At 56.4% G+C, this 18,626-nt stretch carries 16 protein-coding genes; 9 read left to right on the top strand and 7 right to left on the bottom strand.

What is annotated here, in order from left to right; all coding sequences use genetic code 11:
- Position 1 precedes the first annotated feature (1 nt).
- The 3 genes from E4T21_RS13320 to E4T21_RS13310 all read right to left on the bottom strand — a co-directional run bounded on the left by E4T21_RS13320 (position 2) and on the right by E4T21_RS13310 (position 2,893).
- Positions 2 to 1,285, bottom strand: a complete 1,284-nt coding sequence (locus tag E4T21_RS13320) for a TRAP transporter large permease (protein WP_149285531.1) — start codon at positions 1,283 to 1,285, stop codon at positions 2 to 4.
- A complete protein-coding gene (locus E4T21_RS13315) occupies positions 1,282 to 1,836 on the bottom strand; it encodes a TRAP transporter small permease (protein ID WP_205423389.1) in 555 nt (184 codons plus the stop codon). Before E4T21_RS13315 ends, E4T21_RS13320 begins: the two co-directional genes overlap by 4 nt.
- Positions 1,837 to 1,903: 67 nt before the next feature.
- Positions 1,904 to 2,893: a TRAP transporter substrate-binding protein gene (locus E4T21_RS13310; RefSeq protein ID WP_240349139.1), complete on the bottom strand. Its 990-nt coding sequence runs from the start codon at positions 2,891 to 2,893 to the stop codon at positions 1,904 to 1,906.
- A 335-nt stretch (positions 2,894 to 3,228) separates the two neighbouring features.
- Between E4T21_RS13310 and E4T21_RS13305 the strand changes: the two genes are divergently transcribed.
- Complete coding sequence (locus tag E4T21_RS13305; RefSeq protein WP_149285530.1) at positions 3,229 to 3,960, top strand: FadR/GntR family transcriptional regulator; 732 nt, start codon at positions 3,229 to 3,231, stop codon at positions 3,958 to 3,960.
- Positions 3,961 to 3,966: 6 nt separating this feature from the next.
- Here the strand turns inward: E4T21_RS13305 and E4T21_RS13300 are convergent, their stop codons facing one another.
- Positions 3,967 to 5,172: an ROK family transcriptional regulator gene (locus E4T21_RS13300; protein WP_149285529.1), complete on the bottom strand. Its 1,206-nt coding sequence runs from the start codon at positions 5,170 to 5,172 to the stop codon at positions 3,967 to 3,969.
- Positions 5,173 to 5,384: 212 nt separating this feature from the next.
- Between E4T21_RS13300 and E4T21_RS13295 the strand changes: the two genes are divergently transcribed.
- From E4T21_RS13295 to E4T21_RS13285, 3 genes are all read left to right on the top strand, one after another.
- Complete coding sequence (locus E4T21_RS13295) at positions 5,385 to 6,155, top strand: SDR family NAD(P)-dependent oxidoreductase (protein ID WP_149285528.1); 771 nt, start codon at positions 5,385 to 5,387, stop codon at positions 6,153 to 6,155.
- Positions 6,156 to 6,419: 264 nt separating this feature from the next.
- Positions 6,420 to 7,826 carry a sugar porter family MFS transporter gene (locus E4T21_RS13290; protein WP_149285527.1) on the top strand — a complete coding sequence of 469 codons (1,407 nt, stop codon included), beginning with the start codon at positions 6,420 to 6,422 and terminating at the stop codon, positions 7,824 to 7,826.
- 170 nt (positions 7,827 to 7,996) lie between these two features.
- On the top strand, positions 7,997 to 9,328 hold the full coding sequence (locus E4T21_RS13285; RefSeq protein ID WP_149285526.1) for an MFS transporter: 1,332 nt from the start codon (positions 7,997 to 7,999) through the stop codon (positions 9,326 to 9,328).
- Here the strand turns inward: E4T21_RS13285 and E4T21_RS13280 are convergent.
- Positions 9,318 to 10,229 (bottom strand): LysR substrate-binding domain-containing protein, encoded by a 912-nt coding sequence (locus E4T21_RS13280; RefSeq protein WP_149285525.1) that lies wholly within the window; start codon positions 10,227 to 10,229, stop codon positions 9,318 to 9,320. The genes E4T21_RS13285 and E4T21_RS13280 overlap by 11 nt on opposite strands.
- Positions 10,230 to 10,366: 137 nt before the next feature.
- Between E4T21_RS13280 and E4T21_RS13275 the strand changes: the two genes are divergently transcribed.
- Positions 10,367 to 11,590, top strand: coding sequence for an MFS transporter (locus E4T21_RS13275; protein WP_149285524.1), 1,224 nt, complete (start codon positions 10,367 to 10,369; stop codon positions 11,588 to 11,590).
- Here E4T21_RS13275 and mntP read toward each other — a convergent pair.
- Together mntP and E4T21_RS13265 are read right to left on the bottom strand one after the other, a co-directional pair.
- Positions 11,541 to 12,134, bottom strand: coding sequence for a manganese efflux pump MntP (gene mntP, locus E4T21_RS13270; protein WP_149285523.1), 594 nt, complete (start codon positions 12,132 to 12,134; stop codon positions 11,541 to 11,543). The genes E4T21_RS13275 and mntP overlap by 50 nt on opposite strands.
- 345 nt (positions 12,135 to 12,479) lie before the next feature.
- Entirely contained in the window at positions 12,480 to 13,733 is a 1,254-nt protein-coding gene (locus tag E4T21_RS13265; protein ID WP_149285522.1) for an amino acid deaminase, read from the bottom strand.
- 270 nt (positions 13,734 to 14,003) lie between these two features.
- Here E4T21_RS13265 and E4T21_RS13260 point away from each other — a divergent pair, with 270 nt between their 5' ends.
- The 4 genes from E4T21_RS13260 (at position 14,004) to E4T21_RS13245 (ending at position 18,543) form a co-directional block, all read left to right on the top strand.
- On the top strand, positions 14,004 to 14,867 hold the full coding sequence (locus E4T21_RS13260) for a MurR/RpiR family transcriptional regulator (protein WP_149285521.1): 864 nt from the start codon (positions 14,004 to 14,006) through the stop codon (positions 14,865 to 14,867).
- A 34-nt stretch (positions 14,868 to 14,901) separates the two neighbouring features.
- Entirely contained in the window at positions 14,902 to 16,407 is a 1,506-nt protein-coding gene (locus E4T21_RS13255) for an N-acyl-D-amino-acid deacylase family protein (protein ID WP_240349138.1), read from the top strand.
- 144 nt (positions 16,408 to 16,551) lie between these two features.
- Positions 16,552 to 16,944 (top strand): RidA family protein, encoded by a 393-nt coding sequence (locus E4T21_RS13250; protein ID WP_149285520.1) that lies wholly within the window; start codon positions 16,552 to 16,554, stop codon positions 16,942 to 16,944.
- Positions 16,945 to 17,055: 111 nt separating this feature from the next.
- The gene (locus E4T21_RS13245; protein WP_149285519.1) at positions 17,056 to 18,543 is read left to right on the top strand and encodes a sodium:solute symporter family protein; all 1,488 of its coding nucleotides are present in this window, start codon (positions 17,056 to 17,058) and stop codon (positions 18,541 to 18,543) included.
- The last annotated feature ends 83 nt before the right edge of the window (positions 18,544 to 18,626 follow it).

Genomic DNA, 18,626 nt, shown 5'->3' with positions numbered 1-18,626 from the left:
CTTATCCGTAGAAGACGTTGACGAGGCTCATCGGGATCGCTGGTACATAGGTGACCAGCATCAGCACCAGGAACAGCACGAAGATCATCGGCAGGTTGACCTTGGTGGTCTGCCACATATCGGTCCTGGCAATCGAGCAAGCCGTCGCCAACACCGAGGCAACTGGTGGTGTCTGCTGGCCGATGGCCAGGTTGAGGGTCAGGATCAGGCCGAAGTGGATGGGGTCTATGCCGATCTGGTTGATCAGCGGCATGACGATCGGTACCACCAGGATGATGGCGGCAGCACCGTGCAGGAACATGCCCAGCAACAGCAGCAGAATATTGAGCAGTGCCAGTACCGCTACCGGATCGCTGGTGATGGCGGTGATTTCGCTAGCCAATTGCTGCGGTAACTGCATTTCGGTGAGGAACAGACCGAGAATGGCTGAGGTGGCGACCAGCAGCATGACGACAGCAGTCTGGATCACGCCTTCAATGACGGCACGGTAGAGAATCTTGAGATTGAGTTCACGATAGACCAGGCCGCCAATCACTAGTGCTGCGAGTACTGCGATACCAGCACCTTCGGTTGCAGTGACGAAGCCGCCGAAGATACCGCCTAGAATGATGACAGGCAGCAATAGTGCCCAGAATGCATCCTTGAACGCCTTGCCCAGGCGTGACAGCGAGAAGGCTTCCTCACGCGGCAGGTTGTATTTCACTGCATAGTAGTAACAGGCACCGGCGAGTCCCACGCCACCCAGAATGCCTGGAATGATGCCAGCCACGAACAGCTTGACGATGGAGGTATCGGCGATGGCGCCATACAGGATCATCGACAGCGACGGCGGAATGATGATCGCCAGCGAGGCCGATGATGAAGTGATCGCCGCCGAGAAGTTGGGGTTGTACTTGCGCCGTTTCATCTCGGGTATCAACACTGAGCCGGTTGCCGCGACATCGGCCACTGCTGAGCCTGAAATTTCGGCGAAGAACATCGATACGCCGACATTGACCATCGCCAGGCCGCCGCGCACGAAACCGACCATGGCCGAGACCAGGTTGATCAGGCGCATCGAGATACCAGAGGTGTTCATCAAGGCACCGGCAAAGATGAACAGCGGAATGGCAATCAGCGGGAACTTGGTGGCACCGTTGAACAAGGTCAGAGGTACGTTGACCAGCGCGTCTGCCCCCATGTAGAAGAAAGCACCGACGACACCCACCACCCCGATGGCCACAGCAATCGGCACATTGATCAGGACTAGTGCGAACAGCGCCGCAATCACAATCAACAGTGTCATGAGCGGTGCTCCTTGAGATCTTCCTCGGCAATGCGAATCGCCTCTTCGATGGCTTCATCCTCACTGTCGATACCGGCGCGCATCTTGCGCCATGCCATGGGCATGCTGAGCAGCTCGCAGACAATGAACAACGCCGCACTGATCGGGATGACCGACTGGGTGACATCCAGGCCAATGGATGGCAGCGATACCAGCGTGTCCCAGGCCAGTACCTCGAGTACCCTGTAGCCGTACCAGGCGACTACCGCGAAGAAACCCACCACGATGACTTCCGAAAGCATGAACAAGCTGCTGCGTATAGCAGGGGCTGCGCGTGACACTATCCCGGGGAACCCCATGTGGGAGCGCTTCAGTGCTGCCAGGCAGGCACCATAGAAACTCAGCCAGGCGAGATTGATCGAGGCCACTTCGTCGTACCAGGGCAGGGAGCCGCCAAACATGCGCAGGGCTACCGCTGCCAGCACGGTAATGGTCAGGGCCAATAAAAGCCCCACAGTAAAGACTTCCAGTAGCCGTTCGAGGACTCGGCGCAACTGATCGATTGCTGTCATCGCATCTCTCCCGTGCGCGGTTGCCATAGAGGGCGCCTTGCTGGCGCCCGCATGCGTTGTCATTGACTCACTCCTCTGCCAGTGACAAGGCTCGGTCGATCAGCTCCTGACCGCCCTCCACCTGTTCGGCATAGGCCTCGTACACAGGGCGACTGGACTCGACAAAGGCTGCGCGATCCACCTGATTGACCTGCATGCCTGCATCTTCAAGGGTGGTGACCAGCTCGTTATCCAACTCCAGGCCCTTGGCCAGAGCCCACTGCTGGGTTTCGGCTGCCGACTCCTGGATAGCACTCTGTACATCGTCAGGCAGTGATTCCCAGCCTTTGGCACTGGCCGTCAGCCAGATGGGTGAGTAGACGTGATTGGAAAGAGAAAGGTAGTCCTGTACTTCCTGGAACTTGGCCCCATCGATGTTGGAGAGAGGGTTTTCCTGCCCGTCGACGACACCGGTCTGCAAGGCGACGAAGACCTCGGAGAAGGCCATTGGGGTGGGGTTGGCGCCCCAGGTCTTGAACATCAATGTGCGCCATTCGCTCTGCGGTGTGCGAATCTTCAACCCATCCAGGTCATCCGGTACATTGATCGCCCGTTTGCTGTTGGTGATCTGGCGGAAGCCATTCTCCCAGGTCGAGACAAGGTGCAGGCCTTTCTCCTCGGCATCCTGGGCCAGGTCGGTCATGACGATGTCCTTGTCGATGCGCAGCAGATGGTCACGGTCCTTGACCAGAAAAGGCAGATCAAACAGCGCGAAGCTCGGCGCAACAGTCGGCATGATCGAGGAGATGCCCGCCAGGTTTACGGTGCCCAGGCGCAGCTTCTGCAGCAACTGCCTTTCATCCCCGATTTGACCACTGTGGTAATACTCGACCTGATGGGCATCGCCCAGGCGTTCCTGCAATAGGTCAGTGAAGTGCTGAGCGGTCAGGCCTTGAAGACTGTGCGGGGTGCCGCCGATGGCAAACACGATCTTGTCAGCCAGGGCGGAGGTGGAAAGGGTTGCCAGCAAAGGGGCAATCATCAGTGCTGAGAGCTTGAGTGGCATGCCTCGTTTCATTAGGCGTCTCCTGAGTACATCTGTGTTATTGGGGTTGTGGTGCAACTAAAGGAGTGCTTCTGGTCTAGTGGTCGGCTTACCAGACCAGTTGTGAGATATAATCTAGATAGTGTCTTGTCGAAGGGTCAAGCAGAAATCGCGACATACCACTATTGGGGGAGGGAGAAGCATGCCGCTACAAGCACAGAGCAGCTTTCCGCACAGTCAGCTTTCTACGGGCAGTTTTTCATTGTGATTTTTCAAACAAGTGGACTAATATCTGTACCAGTTGGAAATGAGCAAGGTCATGAACTTGGCCGGATGCCATGGACTTGGCCTATGCATAGAGGACTGATATGCAAACCACAGCCTTCGCGTTCGAGAAAACGCTGACCAGCAAAACCAAGAAGGACATCTTGGCTGAAAAACTGGTCGGTATGATACTCAATGGATTACTGCGTGATGATGATGTGCTACCGAGTGAACGTGACCTGTCGCAATTGTTTGGCGTCAGCCGAGAGACGGTGCGAGGAGCCATTGCTCAGGTCAGTGCCTATGGCCTGATCCAGGTCTCTCATGGTAGCAAGACGCGGATTCGTGCCTGTGCCGAAGCGCTTGAAGCATACCACCACCTGAACTCCAGAGAAGATCATCACCAGGTCAATCGCTTCGATATTGACTCCGTTTTCGAGAGTCGTTTTGTCGTGGAAGCCGCTGTCAATCGACGTGCAGCGATGAATATGGATGATGCCGGTATTCGTCAACTGGAAAGCCTGCTTGAGGCTCAGTCCCAGATGTTTGACTCTCCCATCCATTTCCAGCTGTCAGACCAGCGTTTCCATAAATTGATCTGGGAATATGCTCACAACGAGATTCTGGCGGGATACTGTGAAGAGCATTTTTCCTATGGCTTGAGTATCCGTCGCGAAGTTCTACTTGAGCCCAGTGCGGTGGAGAACAGCTACCGTGAACATGTGCACATTGTAGAAGCAATGAAGCGGCGCGATCCTGAGGCCGCAGAACGGGCCATGCTCACCCATCTGGACAGTATCTACCGCACGACCCGGGAAAAACTGGCCAAGAACTAGATTGGCCTATACCAGATCGTTGCTGCCATGAATGACGGCGGCCAGTACTTGCGCCGCAGCACCTCGAGCAGCAACGAAGGTGGCATCCTTGATCACCCGTAGTCGAACCTTCTTCGCTGTACCGAGCAGGCGGTTTTGATTAGCCTCGAAGTAGTTCTGAGCAGGGGTAAGCAGAGCAGAGCCCAGTTGAACCAGGGAGCCGCCGAGCACGATCTCAGCGGTATTCTGGGTGTGGTGCAGGTTGAGCAGCAGAACGCCCAGTGTCTCGCCCGCCCGTCGTAGAACGTATTGAACGTCCTCGTCATTCTGTCTCGTGCTTATTGCCTCCACGAGGTCGGTGTCTTCGGCAATGCCCAAGGCCGCGCGAATTGCCCAACCGCTGGCGATCGTCTCTACACAACCCCGGTTTCCACAATGGCAATACTGGCCACCGGGCTGCAGTACGGTATGTCCGATCTCTCCAGCCAATCCCTGTAATCCTCGAGAAAGTTGCGGTGGGCTCTGGCCTGTCACCACCCCTCCGCCGATACCTGTACCAAGACTGACGTAAGCCAGTGATTCAGGGATATTGCCGGTACGGAAATAGAGCTCGCCGAAGGCCGCGGATTTGGCCTCGTTGTCCATCAGCCAGATGCCTTTGGCCTCGGGAACCAAAGGACGAATCAGGTCCAGAAAGCGAACATCCTGCCAGTTCAGGTTAGGGGCTAGACGTAACACCGGGGTTACTGGGTCGACAGGACCAGGAAGCGCAATGCCGATACCCAGGCAATCACGATCAGCCATGCTGGGTCGTGCCTTCAGCTCATTGAGCAACTGGGCCATGGCCTGTGCTGTTGCTTCAGGGGATGTTGGCAGGGCTTGTTCATGGTGTGACTCGATGATTCGGCCTGACAGTGTGCAGGCCACCAGGCGCAAGCCATGTACTCCTACTTCTGCACCAAGCAGAGCGAAGTGCTCATCGTTGAGATGCAGGGCCCGTCCGGGGCGCCCGCCACTACTCTTGTGCAGTTCTCCTTCACTTAACCAGCCTTGGCTCAGTAGCGTCTGCACACTGTTGCCGACGGTCGCCTTGGTGAGTTGAGCCCGGTTGGCGATATCTGCCCGGGTCAGACCAGGGGTCTGACGAATCATCTCGAGGATGGAGCTGCGGTTGAGCCGCTTGAGATAATGCAGGTCGCCCGTTCGATGGGGCGGTAAATGAACGATAGACATTGATGCGTGGGTGCCTTTGGGTGCAGGCCGAAGGAAATAGCGCTACCGGCTGTCCTCAAGAATCGAATATCAAGCCTAACCGGTTTTGCTCAGGATTTCTGCTTCTATACCAAGGTCTGATTGTAGAAGCCGGGAGGAATTTCTCATGCTGTTGTTAGTTTAGATAAAAAACTAAGTGCAAATGTGTGCATGTGAAGATGAGTGGAGCCTGTATGGACAATCTGGTAGCGCAGTATCCCAGCCTTGAAGGCAAAGTGGTGCTGATCACTGGTGGTGGCAGCGGCATCGGGGCTGAGATGACACGGGCCTTCCATCGTCAAGGAGCACGGGTGGCCTTTATCGATATCAATGATGCTGCCAGCCAGGCATTGGTGGAAGAGTTGAAGACCGAGACGGGCAGGGGGCCGTGCTATAGACCTTGCGATATCCGGGATATCTCCGCCTTGCAGGCAGCCATTACTGAACTGGGGGAAGCACTGGGGCCGATTCAGGTGCTGGTCAATAATGCCGCCAATGATGACCGCCATCATTGGGAAGAGGTGGATGTCGCCTACTGGGATGAGCGTATGTCGCTCAACCTGCGGCCGATGTTTTTTGCCGCCCAGGCCGTAGCCCAGCAGATGATCGCAGCGAGTGGCGGATCGATCATCAACTTTGGCTCAGTCAGTGTGCGTATGGCGCATGGAGAGCTGTCGGCGTATGTCACGGCCAAGGCCGCCATCCATGGATTGACCCGCTCATTGGCCAGGGACCTTGGCGTGCACAATATTCGAGTCAATACCCTGGTGCCTGGTGCCGTCATGACAGAGCGTCAGTTGCAGCGCTGGATCGGACCACAGGAAGAGGCGGGCATCCAGGCTCGCCAGTGTCTGAAAATACGTCTCGAACCCCAACATGTTGCACCCTTGGCGTTATTCCTGGCCAGCTCTGACAGTGTGGCGATCACGGCTCAAGAGTTGCCTGTCGATGGTGGGTGGGCATGAATACAGCGGCGAAAAGACGCCAGAGTACCGATAGCGCCTCTTCAAATGTTCAAGTCAACTTCCAGGTATTCAGGGCAAGGAGGTATGTTTAATTAATTCAATAAATTAACTAAGTGTGTGGTGAATCTACTGATGCGACATCTATGGCAGATGGCTGCATATATCGACAACCCGACATCCATATTGCGATTAGGAGCACAACAATGACAATGTCTGCCTGGCCTTCGGGCCTGAGCGAAAGTGCCTGTATCGAGGGAGCTATCGATGAACAATAATCCGCTTCTCGGTCAGTCTCTCTATATCTTCATCATCTGCTGCATCGCGGCCATTGGAGGGTTTCTCTTTGGTTTCGACAGCGGTGTCATCAATGGCACCGTTGATGGCCTGCAGTCTGCTTTCAACTCCGATAGCGTAGGTACTGGTTTTAATGTGGCATCCATGTTGCTCGGGTGCGCTGTTGGTGCCTTCTTTGCCGGACGCCTGGCGGATCGTTTCGGGCGCAAGGCGCTGTTGATCGTGGCGGCGGTGTTCTTCATCGTCAGTGCCTGGGGTTCGGGTATTGCCGCTGGGTCGCTGGAGTTCATCATCTATCGGGTCGTCGGTGGCATGGCCGTAGGGGCGGCTAGCGTGATGGCGCCGGCTTATATCAGCGAAGTTGCCCCGTCTGCCTATCGTGGTCGGCTGGCTACGATCCAGCAGGTTGCCATTATTGGAGGGTTGTTCATGGCCTTCCTCAGCAACTATCTGCTGGCCAAGTTGTCTGGTTCTGCCGTTTCGGAGCTGTGGTGGGGGTATGCCACTTGGCGCTGGATGTTCTGGATCGAGCTGTTGCCAGCAGCGATTTTCCTGTTGGCATTACTGTTCATCCCCGAAAGTCCGCGTTATCTGGTCAGTCGTGGTCGTCAGGAGGCTGCCCGGAGGGTACTCAGTCTGGTGATGCCTGAAGAAAGTGTGCCAGCCAAGCTACAGGAGATAGAGGCAACCCTGACGCGTGATCATGCACCACGCCTGGGGGATGTCATCAATCGTGCCACTGGACGCTTGCATAGCATCGTCTGGGTCGGCATCGGCCTGGCAGTTTTTCAGCAACTGGTAGGCATTAATGTCGTTTTCTATTACGGCGCAGTGCTATGGCAGTCGGTCGGGTTCTCTGAAGGCGATGCACTGTTGATCAATGTGATCTCGGGTGCAGTCAGCATCGGCGCTTGCTTGGTTTCCATTGCCTATGTCGATCGTATCGGCCGCAAGCCGCTATTGTGGATGGGATCGGTCGGCATGGCCATTACCCTGGTATGCCTGGTGTATGCTTTTTCCACGGCGTCCTTGGTAGATGGAGAGGTGCGCTTGAGTGGCGACATGGGAACTCTGGCGCTGTTCGCCGCCAATGCCTATGTGTTCTTTTTCAACGCTTCCTGGGGACCGGTAATGTGGGTGATGCTTGGCGAAATGTTCCCCAACCAGATGCGAGGCTCCGGCCTGGCGATTGCCGGTCTGTGTCAATGGCTGGCCAACTTCGCCATTACCATGACCTTCCCGATCTTTCTGTCCAGCATTGGCCTGTCCGGTGCCTACAGTTTCTATGCACTTTGTGCGGTGCTGTCTGCCTACTTCGTACGCCGGTGTATCAAGGAGACGCGTGGCAAGGAGCTGGAAGAAATGCGTTATGAGTAATGCCTGCCGCTACCAGTGAAAAGTCGGATGCAGTGCTGTTGAAAGCGTTTCAGACCGAGTCCACGTTGTGTGATGAGTGGACTCGGTTTTTTATAGCAGGCTATCAGTTAGTCTGGTGTGAAATTATTCATAAATAGTTAGAATCAAGCTTTGCTCTGTCCAGGTGTTCCATGGCCACTGATTCCGAGACCGTCGATCCTCGTTCCGATGAATCCTTGTCGCTACGCCGACAGCCGGGGTTCCTGGGATTTCTGCTGTCACGCCTGTTCGCAGTGTTCGCGATGCAAATCCAGGCCGTGGTAGTTGCCTGGCAAGTCTACGATATCACTCGTGATCCGATTTCTCTGGCCTATGTAGGGTTGGCCCAGTTCTTGCCGATGGTGGTGTTGCTGCTGCCGGCAGGGGACCTGGTCGATCGTTTCTCGAGAAAGCGCATTCTGCAGCTGAGCTGGGGTGTTCAGGCGATATGCAGTGGCTTGTTCCTGGCACTATCCATGTCGGGAACTGATCGAGTTGTTTTGTTCTACCTGGTCCTGGTGCTGTATGGCTGTGCCCGTGCCTTTACTGGCCCTACCTTGCAGAGCATCCTGCCGAACATCGTGCCTCGGTCACAGTTGGCCCAGGCTATTGCCATCAACAGTTCGATCATGAAGGTTGCCGTCATCGGTGGCCCGCTACTGGGTGGGCTGCTCTATGCCTTTGGCGGCAGCTTGGCCTATGCGGTATGTCTGGGGGCCTACATTCTGGGGCTGATACTGTTGGCGCCTGTACCGATGCGCTATGCACAGCAGAATGAAGCGCTCAAGCAGCAGATGCTGGAATCTACGGCCTGGCGTCGCTTCACGGCGGGGATCTCATATATTCGCCACCAGCCCATCGTGCTGGGCGCGATCTCTCTGGATCTGTTTGCCGTATTGCTGGGAGGCGTGGTGGCCCTGTTGCCAGTTTATGCCCAGGAAGTGCTGCATGTGGGGCCGGAAGGGCTAGGCGCGCTACGTAGCGCCATTGCCGTAGGTGCTTTGTTGATGGGGCTTTATCTGAGTACGTATGGCATCAGGCGGCACGCAGGATTTGTGATGTTTGCCGCGGTAGCGGTATTTGGAATTGCCAACCTGGTATTTGCTCTCTCGACGATATTCTGGATCTCCTTGCTGGCCATGTTGGTGGCGGGTGCGGCGGACATGATCAGCGTGAATGTGCGCACGTCACTGATCCAACTGGCGACGCCCGATGAAATGCGTGGCCGGGTCTCGGCCGTCAACATGCTGTTCATCGGTTCATCCAATGAGCTGGGTGAATTCCGTGCTGGCACCATGGCCTCCTGGTTCGGCGCCGTACCGGCCGCGCTGATTGGCGGGGTGGGGACGCTGGCCGTCGTCGGGATCTGGACAAGACTGTTTCCGGCATTACGCCAGGTAGATCGCTTTGATGAAGCTTCCCTGGAAGCCGCGTTGCAGACATCCCCTCAGGAGCGGCCATCACAGGATGCCGTTAGCCGCTAGGTGAAGCTTCGGCGCCTACATTGAATTGATCAAGCAGCCATTGTTTCAGCAATCGGGCAGCCGGACTGAGTGACTGCTGCCTGGGATGCACAAGGTAATAGCCCTTGTCCTGGGAAAGACTCTGCTCGAATGGTGCAATCAACTCCCCATGCTCCAGCTCATCATGAACCAGCAAGGCGTTGCTCAGCACCAGGCCCTGATCACGCTTGGCGGCATCAATGGCCAGCAGGGCCTGATCAAAGTGCAGTGCACGAATGCTGCGTCTGGCATCGGCCTCAAGAGTTGTGCACTGCTGTAACCATTCTCCCCAATCGACATAGGTGCTGATATTCAAGAGCACGGCGTTGGCAACGTCATTGGGCTCATTCAGCTGCATGCGATGACAATAACCGGGTGAGCAGAATGCCTGAACCTCATCGTGGTGCAGCAAGTGAGTTTCCAGGTCACCGTCGTGTCCATCGAAATGACGGATGGCGAGATCCACGGCTTCATTATGGAAATCCACCGGGTGGCTGACCGAATTGATGCTCAAGTCGATGCCTGGATGGGTGGCGATGAAGCAGCCTATGCGCGGCCCCAGCCACTTGGCGGCCAGTGCCGGAGTCAATGACAGACAGACGCTGTGACTATCACGTTTTCGACAGGCTTCGCTGGCCCGGCGGATCTGATTCAGTGATGGGGCAATGCGTGCGTAATATTCCAGGGCTCTTTCGGTTGCACAGACTTGCCGCACCTCGCGCTGGAAAAGCGGATAACCGAGCCAATCCTCAAGTTTGCGGATCTGCTGAGATACGGCACCGGGGCTGATGTTCAGTTCCTTCGCAGCCTGCTTGAAACTAGCGTGGCGGACACTGGCTTCGAAGGCCACAAGAGCACGTAACGGGGGGTAGGATATCGACATTGTAGGAGGTCCAGAAGCGGCTAGAGGAAGTAGATGAGATAGTTTTTCTTATTTATAGGGAAGTATTAATCGTTTGTAAGGCAGTTAGCCAGCTATAAGAATCGATGTCATGAGTCCTTTTCCCTGACGAGGTTGCAATGTTTCATTCCATGAATCGTGCCAGCTTGATGCTGGTGCTCAGTGGTTGTCTGCTGCTGATGCTGTCTTTCGGCTACCGCTCAGGCTTCGGCTTGTTCGTTCCGCCACTCACTGCGGCCAATGATTGGTCAAGGGAGACCATTTCCATGTCGCTGGCCATCCAGAATATTGTCTGGGGAATCCTGGCTGTATTTGCTGGAGGGCTGGCGGATCGCTTCGGTACGCGCAAGGTGATTGTGGCGGGTTCCTTGCTGTATGCCGCAGGCATGTGGCTGATGGCGGGTGTCGATACTCCCTGGTTGCTCAATACATCAGCGGGTGTGTTGGTGGGTGCGGGTGTCGCCGGCACAGCGTTCGGCATTGTTCTGCCTGCCATGGCCAAGGCAGTCGATGAGTCACGGCGCCAGTGGGTGCTGGGAGTAGGAACCGCTGCCGGCTCCATGGGGCAGTTCGTGGTGGTGCCGGTGGTGCAGCAGTTGATCGATCATGTCGGCTGGATCAGCGCTCTGCAGGTGCTGGCCATTTCGGCGCTTGGCATGATGCTGTTGGCCTTTCCTCTGGCCGTGAAGAACGAGGAAAGCCAGGTGACGGTGGGGCTGCCAGAACAGACACTGCGTCAGGCCTTGATGGCTGCACTGAAGTACCCATCCTTTATGCTGCTGGTGATGGGGTTCTTTGTCTGTGGCTTTCAGATCGCCTTTGTGACGGCTCATATGCCGGCGTTTCTCCAGGACAATGGCTTCAGTCCCGATGTCGGCGCGTGGGCTATTGCTGTCATTGGTCTGTGCAATGTCGTGGGTGCCTACATGGCGGGTATCTTGTCAGGCCGCTATCCCAAGCGCGAAGTGCTGGTGATCATCTATCTGGTGCGAGCCCTGGCGGTAGCGATATTCATGTTGATGCCCTTGAGCCTGGCTTCGGTGCTGGTATTCAGCGCTGTCATGGGGTTTTTCTGGCTTGCCACCGTGCCGCCTACGTCGGGGTTGGTCGCGGTGATGTTCGGTACCCGCTATATGTCGCTGCTCTATGGTGTGGTCTTTCTCGGCCACCAACTTGGTAGTTTCTGCGGGGTATGGCTTGGTGGCATCCTGTACGACCGGACCGGCAGCTACGATGTGGTCTGGTGGATGGGAGCCCTGCTGGCGGTCATGGCGGCAGTGGTTCACTGGCCAATCAAAGAGAAAGGTGCCCCGCCTGTTCCGTCAAGTGTTGGTACAGCGTAAGGCAACCGATGCCGATCAGTATGAGGCCGCCGATGATTTCGGCACGTTGACCCAATACTGCCCCCATACGATGGCCAACCATGATGCCGATGGTGGCCATCAGCGTGGTGGCAGCACCAATTGCCAGGGCAGCAATCCAGATATTGGCATCCATGAAGGCCAGGCCGATACCAACTGCCATGGCATCGAGGCTTGTCGTGATCGCAGTAGCAATGATCAACCACCAATTGGTGGTGCCGTTGCTGATGGGGAGTCCGTCGTCATCGCTGGTGGGTTTTAGACCGGCATGGACCATTCGCCCACCCAGCATCAGCAGCAGTGTGAAGATGACCCAGTGATCCCAATCCTGGATGACCTGAGAGGCGCCAAGCCCGAGTAGCCAGCCAATGACAGGAGCGCAGGCTTCGATAGCGCCAAACAGCAACCCCGTCTTCAGTGCCAGCAGTAGACGAGGACTGTTCAGGCTGCTCCCCTTGCTTAACGAAGCAGCAAAGGCATCTGTCGACATCGAGAAAGCAAGCAGGACAGTGGACAGCGGGGACATGACATTGAACCCTGATATAAAATTTGGTGCGAGAAATATGGAAATTTCTCTCCGGTTATTTCTTTGAATAACGACTTGAATCGTGCCGGTCAAACGGCGAAATGATGGCCATCGAGAGAGATGTTAATACAGGAAAAAATTACGTCAACTCTTTGCTTTGGTTAGGTTTTTTAGTGGTTGCGAAGTTTTATAGGCGAGGCTATAAGTCATGCGTTCAGCAATGTCCATTCCGAGATGTTGTTTGAAGATCAAATGTCAGAATCTATTAAGTACGGCTCAAAAAAACATATACCGCCCCAATTTGGGGCGGTATATGTCGATGAAGCGGCTAGATGGAAAAAAGTTTTAAAAGCAAGTTTTCCATGTGTCGAGAACCTGCAGGTTCTCATCCACCAGATGGAGCTGGCGCCATTTATCAAAGGTCATGCAAGGGTGGGAGGTGCCAAAGGCAATGATATCGCCGACCTGGACGCCTTCGGCATGTTGCGGAAGTTCGATGAAAGTGTGCTGATCCATCAACTTGACCACTTTCCAGCCATCCACAGACAGTGGTGAATCGGTATTGCTGCCTTCACGGTAGCGCACCAGGGCTTCCGGTAGAAGATCGATACCGATGTCGCGCTTGCCCATGGCTACAATCGCAAGGCCTGGTTCCGGCAGTGACTGAATCTGGGCGTAGACCTCCAGGGCCGGGCGCAAGCCTTCGTGAAGGTCCGGACGCCGTGACAGCACGCCTTTCTGTGCTTCACGGTAGACGCCGTGATCATGCACGACATAGCAGCCTGGGCGCAGGACCGGGGTGAAATGCCCTTCCAGCCCTCCGTCACGGAAGGCTTCGGCAATCAGGTCATACCAGGCTGAACCCGATGCCGTGACAATGGGGGACTCCACATCCATCAATCCTTCCTGGGCAAGGCGTTTGACGCTGGTGACCAGGCGTTCGGCATAGGCACGTATGCCCGCAATCGGGTCATCGCCGTGGACGACGCCCTCATAACCTTCAAGACCTGCCAGCATCAGTCCAGGTAAATGGCGAATCTGGCGGGCCAGTTCAGTGATGGCCTCGTCTTCACGGCAACCGCAGCGACCGCCATCGATGCCGACCTCGATCAGTACTCGCAGTGTCACGCCTGCCTTGGCGAAATACTCACCCAGGTCTGCGACATTCTCTGCACTGTCCACCGTGACATACAGCTCGCAACCGGCTCGGATAAGATCCACGGCGATGGCCATATTGGCATGTCCGACCAACTGGTTGGCGACCAGCAGGCGAGTGGCACCTTCGGCAAAGGCGGCACGGCATTGGGGCAGGGTAGCCAGGGTGATTCCCCAGGAACCGGCATCGAGCTGACGTCGGAACAACTCCGGCGTCATGGTCGTTTTGCCGTGGGGCGCCAATTGGGCTCCATGCTGCTCGGCAAAGTTCTGCATCCAGGCCAGGTTATGAGCCAGTGGCTGCTCATGGATGACGGCAGCAGGCAGGCTGACATCAGCCAGAAGGTCGCGGCCAGTCTCCAGCGTGCCTTTGTCGAGTGTGCTTTTACCCAGAGAACCTTTGTCCTGGGAACCTGGGGATTCGAGAGTGGAGTGGGGCGCCATGACGGTCTCCTGTGGATGGCGGGGCACTCATCCTGCGCTGATGCCTGGCGATAGGCAAGCAGCCTGCGGAAGAGGGGCCTCACACTTTTGTATAAAACTAACAATTTTTTGTGGATGTTTGATAGAAACTAACATAGCTTTGCTAGTGTGATCTATTACCCGGTGGGCTTGTCATCCACTCAGTCCTTGTCAGTGACAGTTCTGGTCATTGAGCGCTGAACCGGCATGCCCTCCGCCGATGAATCCGCAGCCAACGTGTATGAAGACGCCATGAACCAACCGACCGACATTCTTTCTGCCATCACTTCCTGCGTCGGCACCTTGAGCGATTCAGAGCGCAAGGTCGCGGAGCTGATCTTTGAAGATATCGATGTGGTTGCAGAAGCCAGCATTACGGATATCGCCAAGCGGGCATCGGTCAGTGAGGCCACGGTGACTCGATTTGCTCGTTCCGTGGGCTGTGCCAACGTGCGTGACTTGAAACTGCGCCTGAACCGGGCCTTGGCGGCTGGTCGGCGTTTCATTCAGGACGCCGACCCCGATGATGGCCTTGGCGTGGTCTATGACATTGCCATCCAGACCTTGGAACTCAATCGCGAGCTGCTGTTGGCGGCGGATGTCGCCGGTGCTGTAGATCGGCTCGATAACGCCCGCCAGATTCTGGTGTTTGGCTGTGGTGGCGGCTCCAGCGTAATGAGCCAGGAGATGCAGTTTCGTCTGGTGCGTCTGGGGTATGCGATCAGTGCCTATCCCCACGGCCTGCTGCCGCGCATGGTGGCGGCAACCCTGGACCCGGCCGATGTGGTGGTGGTGTTGTCGGTATCGGGTTACACCCCGGAGATGGTGGAGTCTGCCCAGATTGCCCGGCATTACGGTGCCCAGGTGATTGCCATCACCGCTGTCGGTTCGCCTCTGGCAAATAACGCTGATGTGGTATTGCCGATAGCCACCCGAGAAACCGATTTTATTATTCACCCCTCAGCTTCCCGCTATGCGCTGATGGCAGCGATTGATGTGCTGGCCCTGGAGCTGGCCATTCGTCATCGCGATCAGGCACGTGACAAGCTGCGTCGATTGAAGATTGCTCTTGATGACCACCGTGGTGGCGACAACCGGCAGCCGTTGGGCGACTAGGGTAGCCGTCGCAGAGAACTGACGCTGAATGACCATGCAGTTGACCGAATGCAATACCGAGAGTGAGACCGACATGCATCATGACTTGCTGATTCGACATGCCACACTTCTGGACGGTACCGGTGCTGATCCCATCACCGCGGATGTAGCCGTGGAGGGGGACCGCATTGTCGCAGTAGGCGACTTGAGTACTCACCATGCCAAGGAAGAGATCGACGCCGAAGGCCTGGTCCTGACACCAGGGTTCATCGATGTACATACCCATGACGACACCAATGTCATTCGTACCCCCGAGATGCTGCCCAAGCTCAGTCAAGGTGTCACTACTGTGATTGTCGGCAACTGCGGGATCAGTGCGGCACCGGTTACGCTGCAGGGAGAGGTGCCGGATCCCATGAACCTGCTGGGTGATAGCGAAGACTTTGCCTATCCATCTTTTGCGGCGTATGTGCAAGCGGTCGAGAAAGCATGTCCGGCCATCAATGTAGCTGCATTGATCGGGCATACCAGCCTGAGAAGTCAGGTCATGGATGATTTCTCCCGCCCCGCCAACGAAGACGAAATTGTCGCCATGCGCACTCTTCTGGAACAAGCGCTGGCAGAAGGCGCCATTGGCCTTAGCTCCGGCTTGGCATACCGCAATGCAAGGCAGGCACCGGACAGTGAAATGACGCCCCTGGTTGCGGCTGTGGGTGAAGCCGGTGGCATCTACACCACTCACCTGCGAGATGAATTCGAAGGCCAGGCCAATGCCATGGATGAAGCATTTGCCACTGCCAGCCAAGGCAAGGCACCACTGGTCATTTCTCACCTCAAGTGCGCTGGAGCGGGCAATTGGGGGCAGGCACCACGTGCTTTGAAGCAGCTGGAAAATGCCGCACATCAGCAACGGGTGCATTGTGATTGCTACCCGTACACGGCGGGTTCGTCGACTCTGGACCTGGGGCAGGTGACGGATGAAATCGACATCACCATCACCTGGTCCAAGCCACATCCCGAACAAGCCAGGCGGCCGCTGGCCGACATTGCGCAGGACTGGGGCGTTTCGCTGATGGATGCGGCCCGACGCCTGCAACCTGCCGGTGCGGTCTACCACAACATGAGTGAGGACGACATGCGTCAGGTCCTGGCGCATCCATTGACCATGGTGGGATCTGACGGTCTGCCCAATGACCCGCATCCGCACCCCCGCCTTTGGGGAGCCTTTCCACGGGTGTTGGCCCATTACAGCCGGGATCTGGAACTGATGCCACTGCCTGAAGCCGTGCGCAAGATGACCAGCCTGTCTGCTGCCACCTTTGGTCTGGTGGATCGTGGCGAGATCCGCCCGGGAGCCTATGCCGACCTGGTGTTGCTGGATCTGGCAACGTTGGAGGATACCGCCAGCTACGATACGCCGATTGCTCCAGCCAGAGGCATCGTGCGAGTCGTGGTCAATGGGGTGACGGCCTACGCCGATGAAGCAGCCAGCAGTGAGCGCCATGGGCGCCTGTTGAAGCGTAGCCTGCGACTGGACCCGACGCCCAACACACCCAGTTAAGTATTTCCGGATTTGCTTTCGTCCATTTTTCAAGGACGCGGTATTGAAAGGGTGACGGCAGCGCATGCACGGCAGTGTGGCGAGATCACCACTGACTAGAGTCATCTACAACAGAATGTCCATTCATTGAAGTGAGGAGACAACATGAGCATCAAACGTTATGGCGCTGAAGGCGGTGTCGGTACTGGCGGTCAGAAACTGCCATTTTCCCGTGCTGTGGAAGCCGGTGGCTGGTTGAAGGTGTCCGGTCAGACCCCGATGCGGGATGGGGAGGTGGTGGAAGGCAGCATCATCGAGCAGAGCCGCCTGGCGTTCGAGAACTGCCTGGCCATCGTGCATGAGGCTGGGTATTCAGTGGAAGACGTGGTTCATGTCACCGCAGTGCTGACGGATGCACGTTACTTCCAGTCGTTCAACAAGGTGTTCGCTGAGATCTTCAAGGACCATCCCCCTGCACGTATCTGCAGCGTTCAGGATCTGGTCGTCGACTGCAAGGTCGAGGTCGACATGACTTGCTACCGCGCCGACAGGGCCTGATGAAAGATAGCGCCGGACCCCGGCAAGGGTCCGGCGCTGGGCACAGCAAACGGCACAACGTTCACTGCCCGGTCGCGGCAACGACCGGGACGACAAGTATAAGAGGTCTGTATGAGCAGTCACCTTTTCCTTGCCACCTTTTTTGTTTATGTCATTGGCATGATTGTCTTTGGCTGGTGGATTTCGCGTAATGATCGCGGCACAGGCGACGACTTTTTGCTCGGTGGTCGAAGTGTGCCGTTGTTTCTCACCATTGGTACCACCGTGGCCACCATGGTCGGTACCGGCTCGAGCATGGGCGCAGTCGGGTTCGGCTATGTGAATGGCTGGGGCGGTGCGCTGTATGGCATCGGTGGTGCCATCGGGGTTCTGTTGCTGGCGATATGTTTCTCCGGCATTCGCAAAATGCGTTTCATGACCATGAGCGAGGAGCTGTCGTATTACGTGGGTGCCAATCGCCTGGTGCGCAATGTCGTGGCATTGCTGATCTATATCGCCTGCATCGGCTGGTTGGGTGCCCATATTCTTGGTGGTGGACTGTATCTGGCCTGGATGGCGGATATTCCTTCCTGGCAGGCCAAGATCATCGTGGCCCTGGGCTTTGGCGTCTATTGCGTGGTCGGAGGCTACATGGCGGTGGTGTGGACCGATACCGTGCAGGCCATCGTGCTGTTCGTGGGCTTCTTCCTGATGGCGGCCGTGGCCGTTGTCGATGCAGGGGGATTCGAAGCTATCAAAGCGGCAGCAGATCCTTCTGCTATCAGCTTCCTTGGTATCGAAAAGATTGGCCTGATACCGGCAATTTCACTGTCGACGGTGATTGCAGTGGGAGTGCTGGCTACACCATCTTTCCGTCAGCGTATCTACTCTGGTTCTTCGGTAGGCTCCGTACGTCGTTCCTTCCTGGTCACTGGTCTGTTGTACATGGCATTTTCCGTGGTGCCCGCAATCATTGGCATGGCGACCTATGCGCTGAATCCGAATCTTGAGACCAGCAACTTTGCATTCCCTTATCTGGCAACGGAAGTTCTGCCGTTATGGCTGGGTCTGTTGCTGCTCGTTGCAGGCCTGTCGGCCACCATGTCGAGTGCCAGTAGTGATGCCATCGCAGGTGTGGCCACGTTGATTCGTGATATCTATGTGCTGGTCAAGGGGCGTGCACCTTCTGCTCAGAACGTGGTGCGTTTCTCGCGTATCGCTCTGGTAGGCACTATTGGCCTGGCGCTGGCGTTTGCACTGAGCTCTGACGATGTCATCTCGTATATCACCCGAATGGTTTCGACCGTGCTGGCTGGCATGTTCGTGTGTGGCGTGCTGGGACGTTTCTGGCCACGCTACAACTGGCAAGGTGCCATGGCGTCCCTGGTCGTGGCTTCGGTAACTTCTCTAGCTGTGATCGCCAATGCAGACTGGAGTGCTTTCTGGGGTAACCCGAGCATTCCTGCTGTGACGCTGTCTGCCCTGGCCGGCATTGTCGTCACGCTGTTAACGCCGGCCAGCCGTCTGAGTGAAGAGGAAGCGCTGGAATTGATCAGTGAAGAACGCAAGCGTATGGAAGCAGTGCCTGACGTGACGGTAGGCAAGGCTTCTCCCGTGTGATCTAGTGATACCTGTGGTGAACTTGAAGGCCCGCGCTCCTTACCGGAACGCGGGCCTTCTTTTTACGGGTCCGTTTTCATGGA

It is taken from the genome of Halomonas binhaiensis (assembly GCF_008329985.2).
GTDB classification, from domain to species: Bacteria; Pseudomonadota; Gammaproteobacteria; order Pseudomonadales; family Halomonadaceae; genus Halomonas; species Halomonas binhaiensis.
Note: the sequence above shows the minus strand (reverse complement) of the source record. Positions and strands in the feature narration are given on the sequence as shown.

Excerpts from the sequence above, each read along its gene's own strand:
- E4T21_RS13300 (WP_149285529.1), bottom strand. The coding sequence starts at position 5,172 with ATGTCTATCGTTCATTTACCGCCCCATCGAACGGGCGACCTGCATTAT.
- E4T21_RS13290 (WP_149285527.1), top strand. The coding sequence starts at position 6,420 with ATGAACAATAATCCGCTTCTCGGTCAGTCTCTCTATATCTTCATCATC.
- E4T21_RS13245 (WP_149285519.1), top strand. The coding sequence starts at position 17,056 with ATGAGCAGTCACCTTTTCCTTGCCACCTTTTTTGTTTATGTCATTGGC.
- E4T21_RS13310 (WP_240349139.1), bottom strand. The coding sequence starts at position 2,893 with ATGAAACGAGGCATGCCACTCAAGCTCTCAGCACTGATGATTGCCCCT.
- E4T21_RS13255 (WP_240349138.1), top strand. The coding sequence starts at position 14,902 with ATGCAGTTGACCGAATGCAATACCGAGAGTGAGACCGACATGCATCAT.
- E4T21_RS13250 (WP_149285520.1), top strand. The coding sequence starts at position 16,552 with ATGAGCATCAAACGTTATGGCGCTGAAGGCGGTGTCGGTACTGGCGGT.
- E4T21_RS13305 (WP_149285530.1), top strand. The coding sequence starts at position 3,229 with ATGCAAACCACAGCCTTCGCGTTCGAGAAAACGCTGACCAGCAAAACC.
- E4T21_RS13275 (WP_149285524.1), top strand. The coding sequence starts at position 10,367 with ATGTTTCATTCCATGAATCGTGCCAGCTTGATGCTGGTGCTCAGTGGT.
- E4T21_RS13280 (WP_149285525.1), bottom strand. The coding sequence starts at position 10,229 with ATGTCGATATCCTACCCCCCGTTACGTGCTCTTGTGGCCTTCGAAGCC.
- E4T21_RS13320 (WP_149285531.1), bottom strand. The coding sequence starts at position 1,285 with ATGACACTGTTGATTGTGATTGCGGCGCTGTTCGCACTAGTCCTGATC.
- mntP (WP_149285523.1), bottom strand. The coding sequence starts at position 12,134 with ATGTCCCCGCTGTCCACTGTCCTGCTTGCTTTCTCGATGTCGACAGAT.
- E4T21_RS13260 (WP_149285521.1), top strand. The coding sequence starts at position 14,004 with ATGAACCAACCGACCGACATTCTTTCTGCCATCACTTCCTGCGTCGGC.
- E4T21_RS13285 (WP_149285526.1), top strand. The coding sequence starts at position 7,997 with ATGGCCACTGATTCCGAGACCGTCGATCCTCGTTCCGATGAATCCTTG.
- E4T21_RS13265 (WP_149285522.1), bottom strand. The coding sequence starts at position 13,733 with ATGGCGCCCCACTCCACTCTCGAATCCCCAGGTTCCCAGGACAAAGGT.
- E4T21_RS13315 (WP_205423389.1), bottom strand. The coding sequence starts at position 1,836 with ATGACAGCAATCGATCAGTTGCGCCGAGTCCTCGAACGGCTACTGGAA.
- E4T21_RS13295 (WP_149285528.1), top strand. The coding sequence starts at position 5,385 with ATGGACAATCTGGTAGCGCAGTATCCCAGCCTTGAAGGCAAAGTGGTG.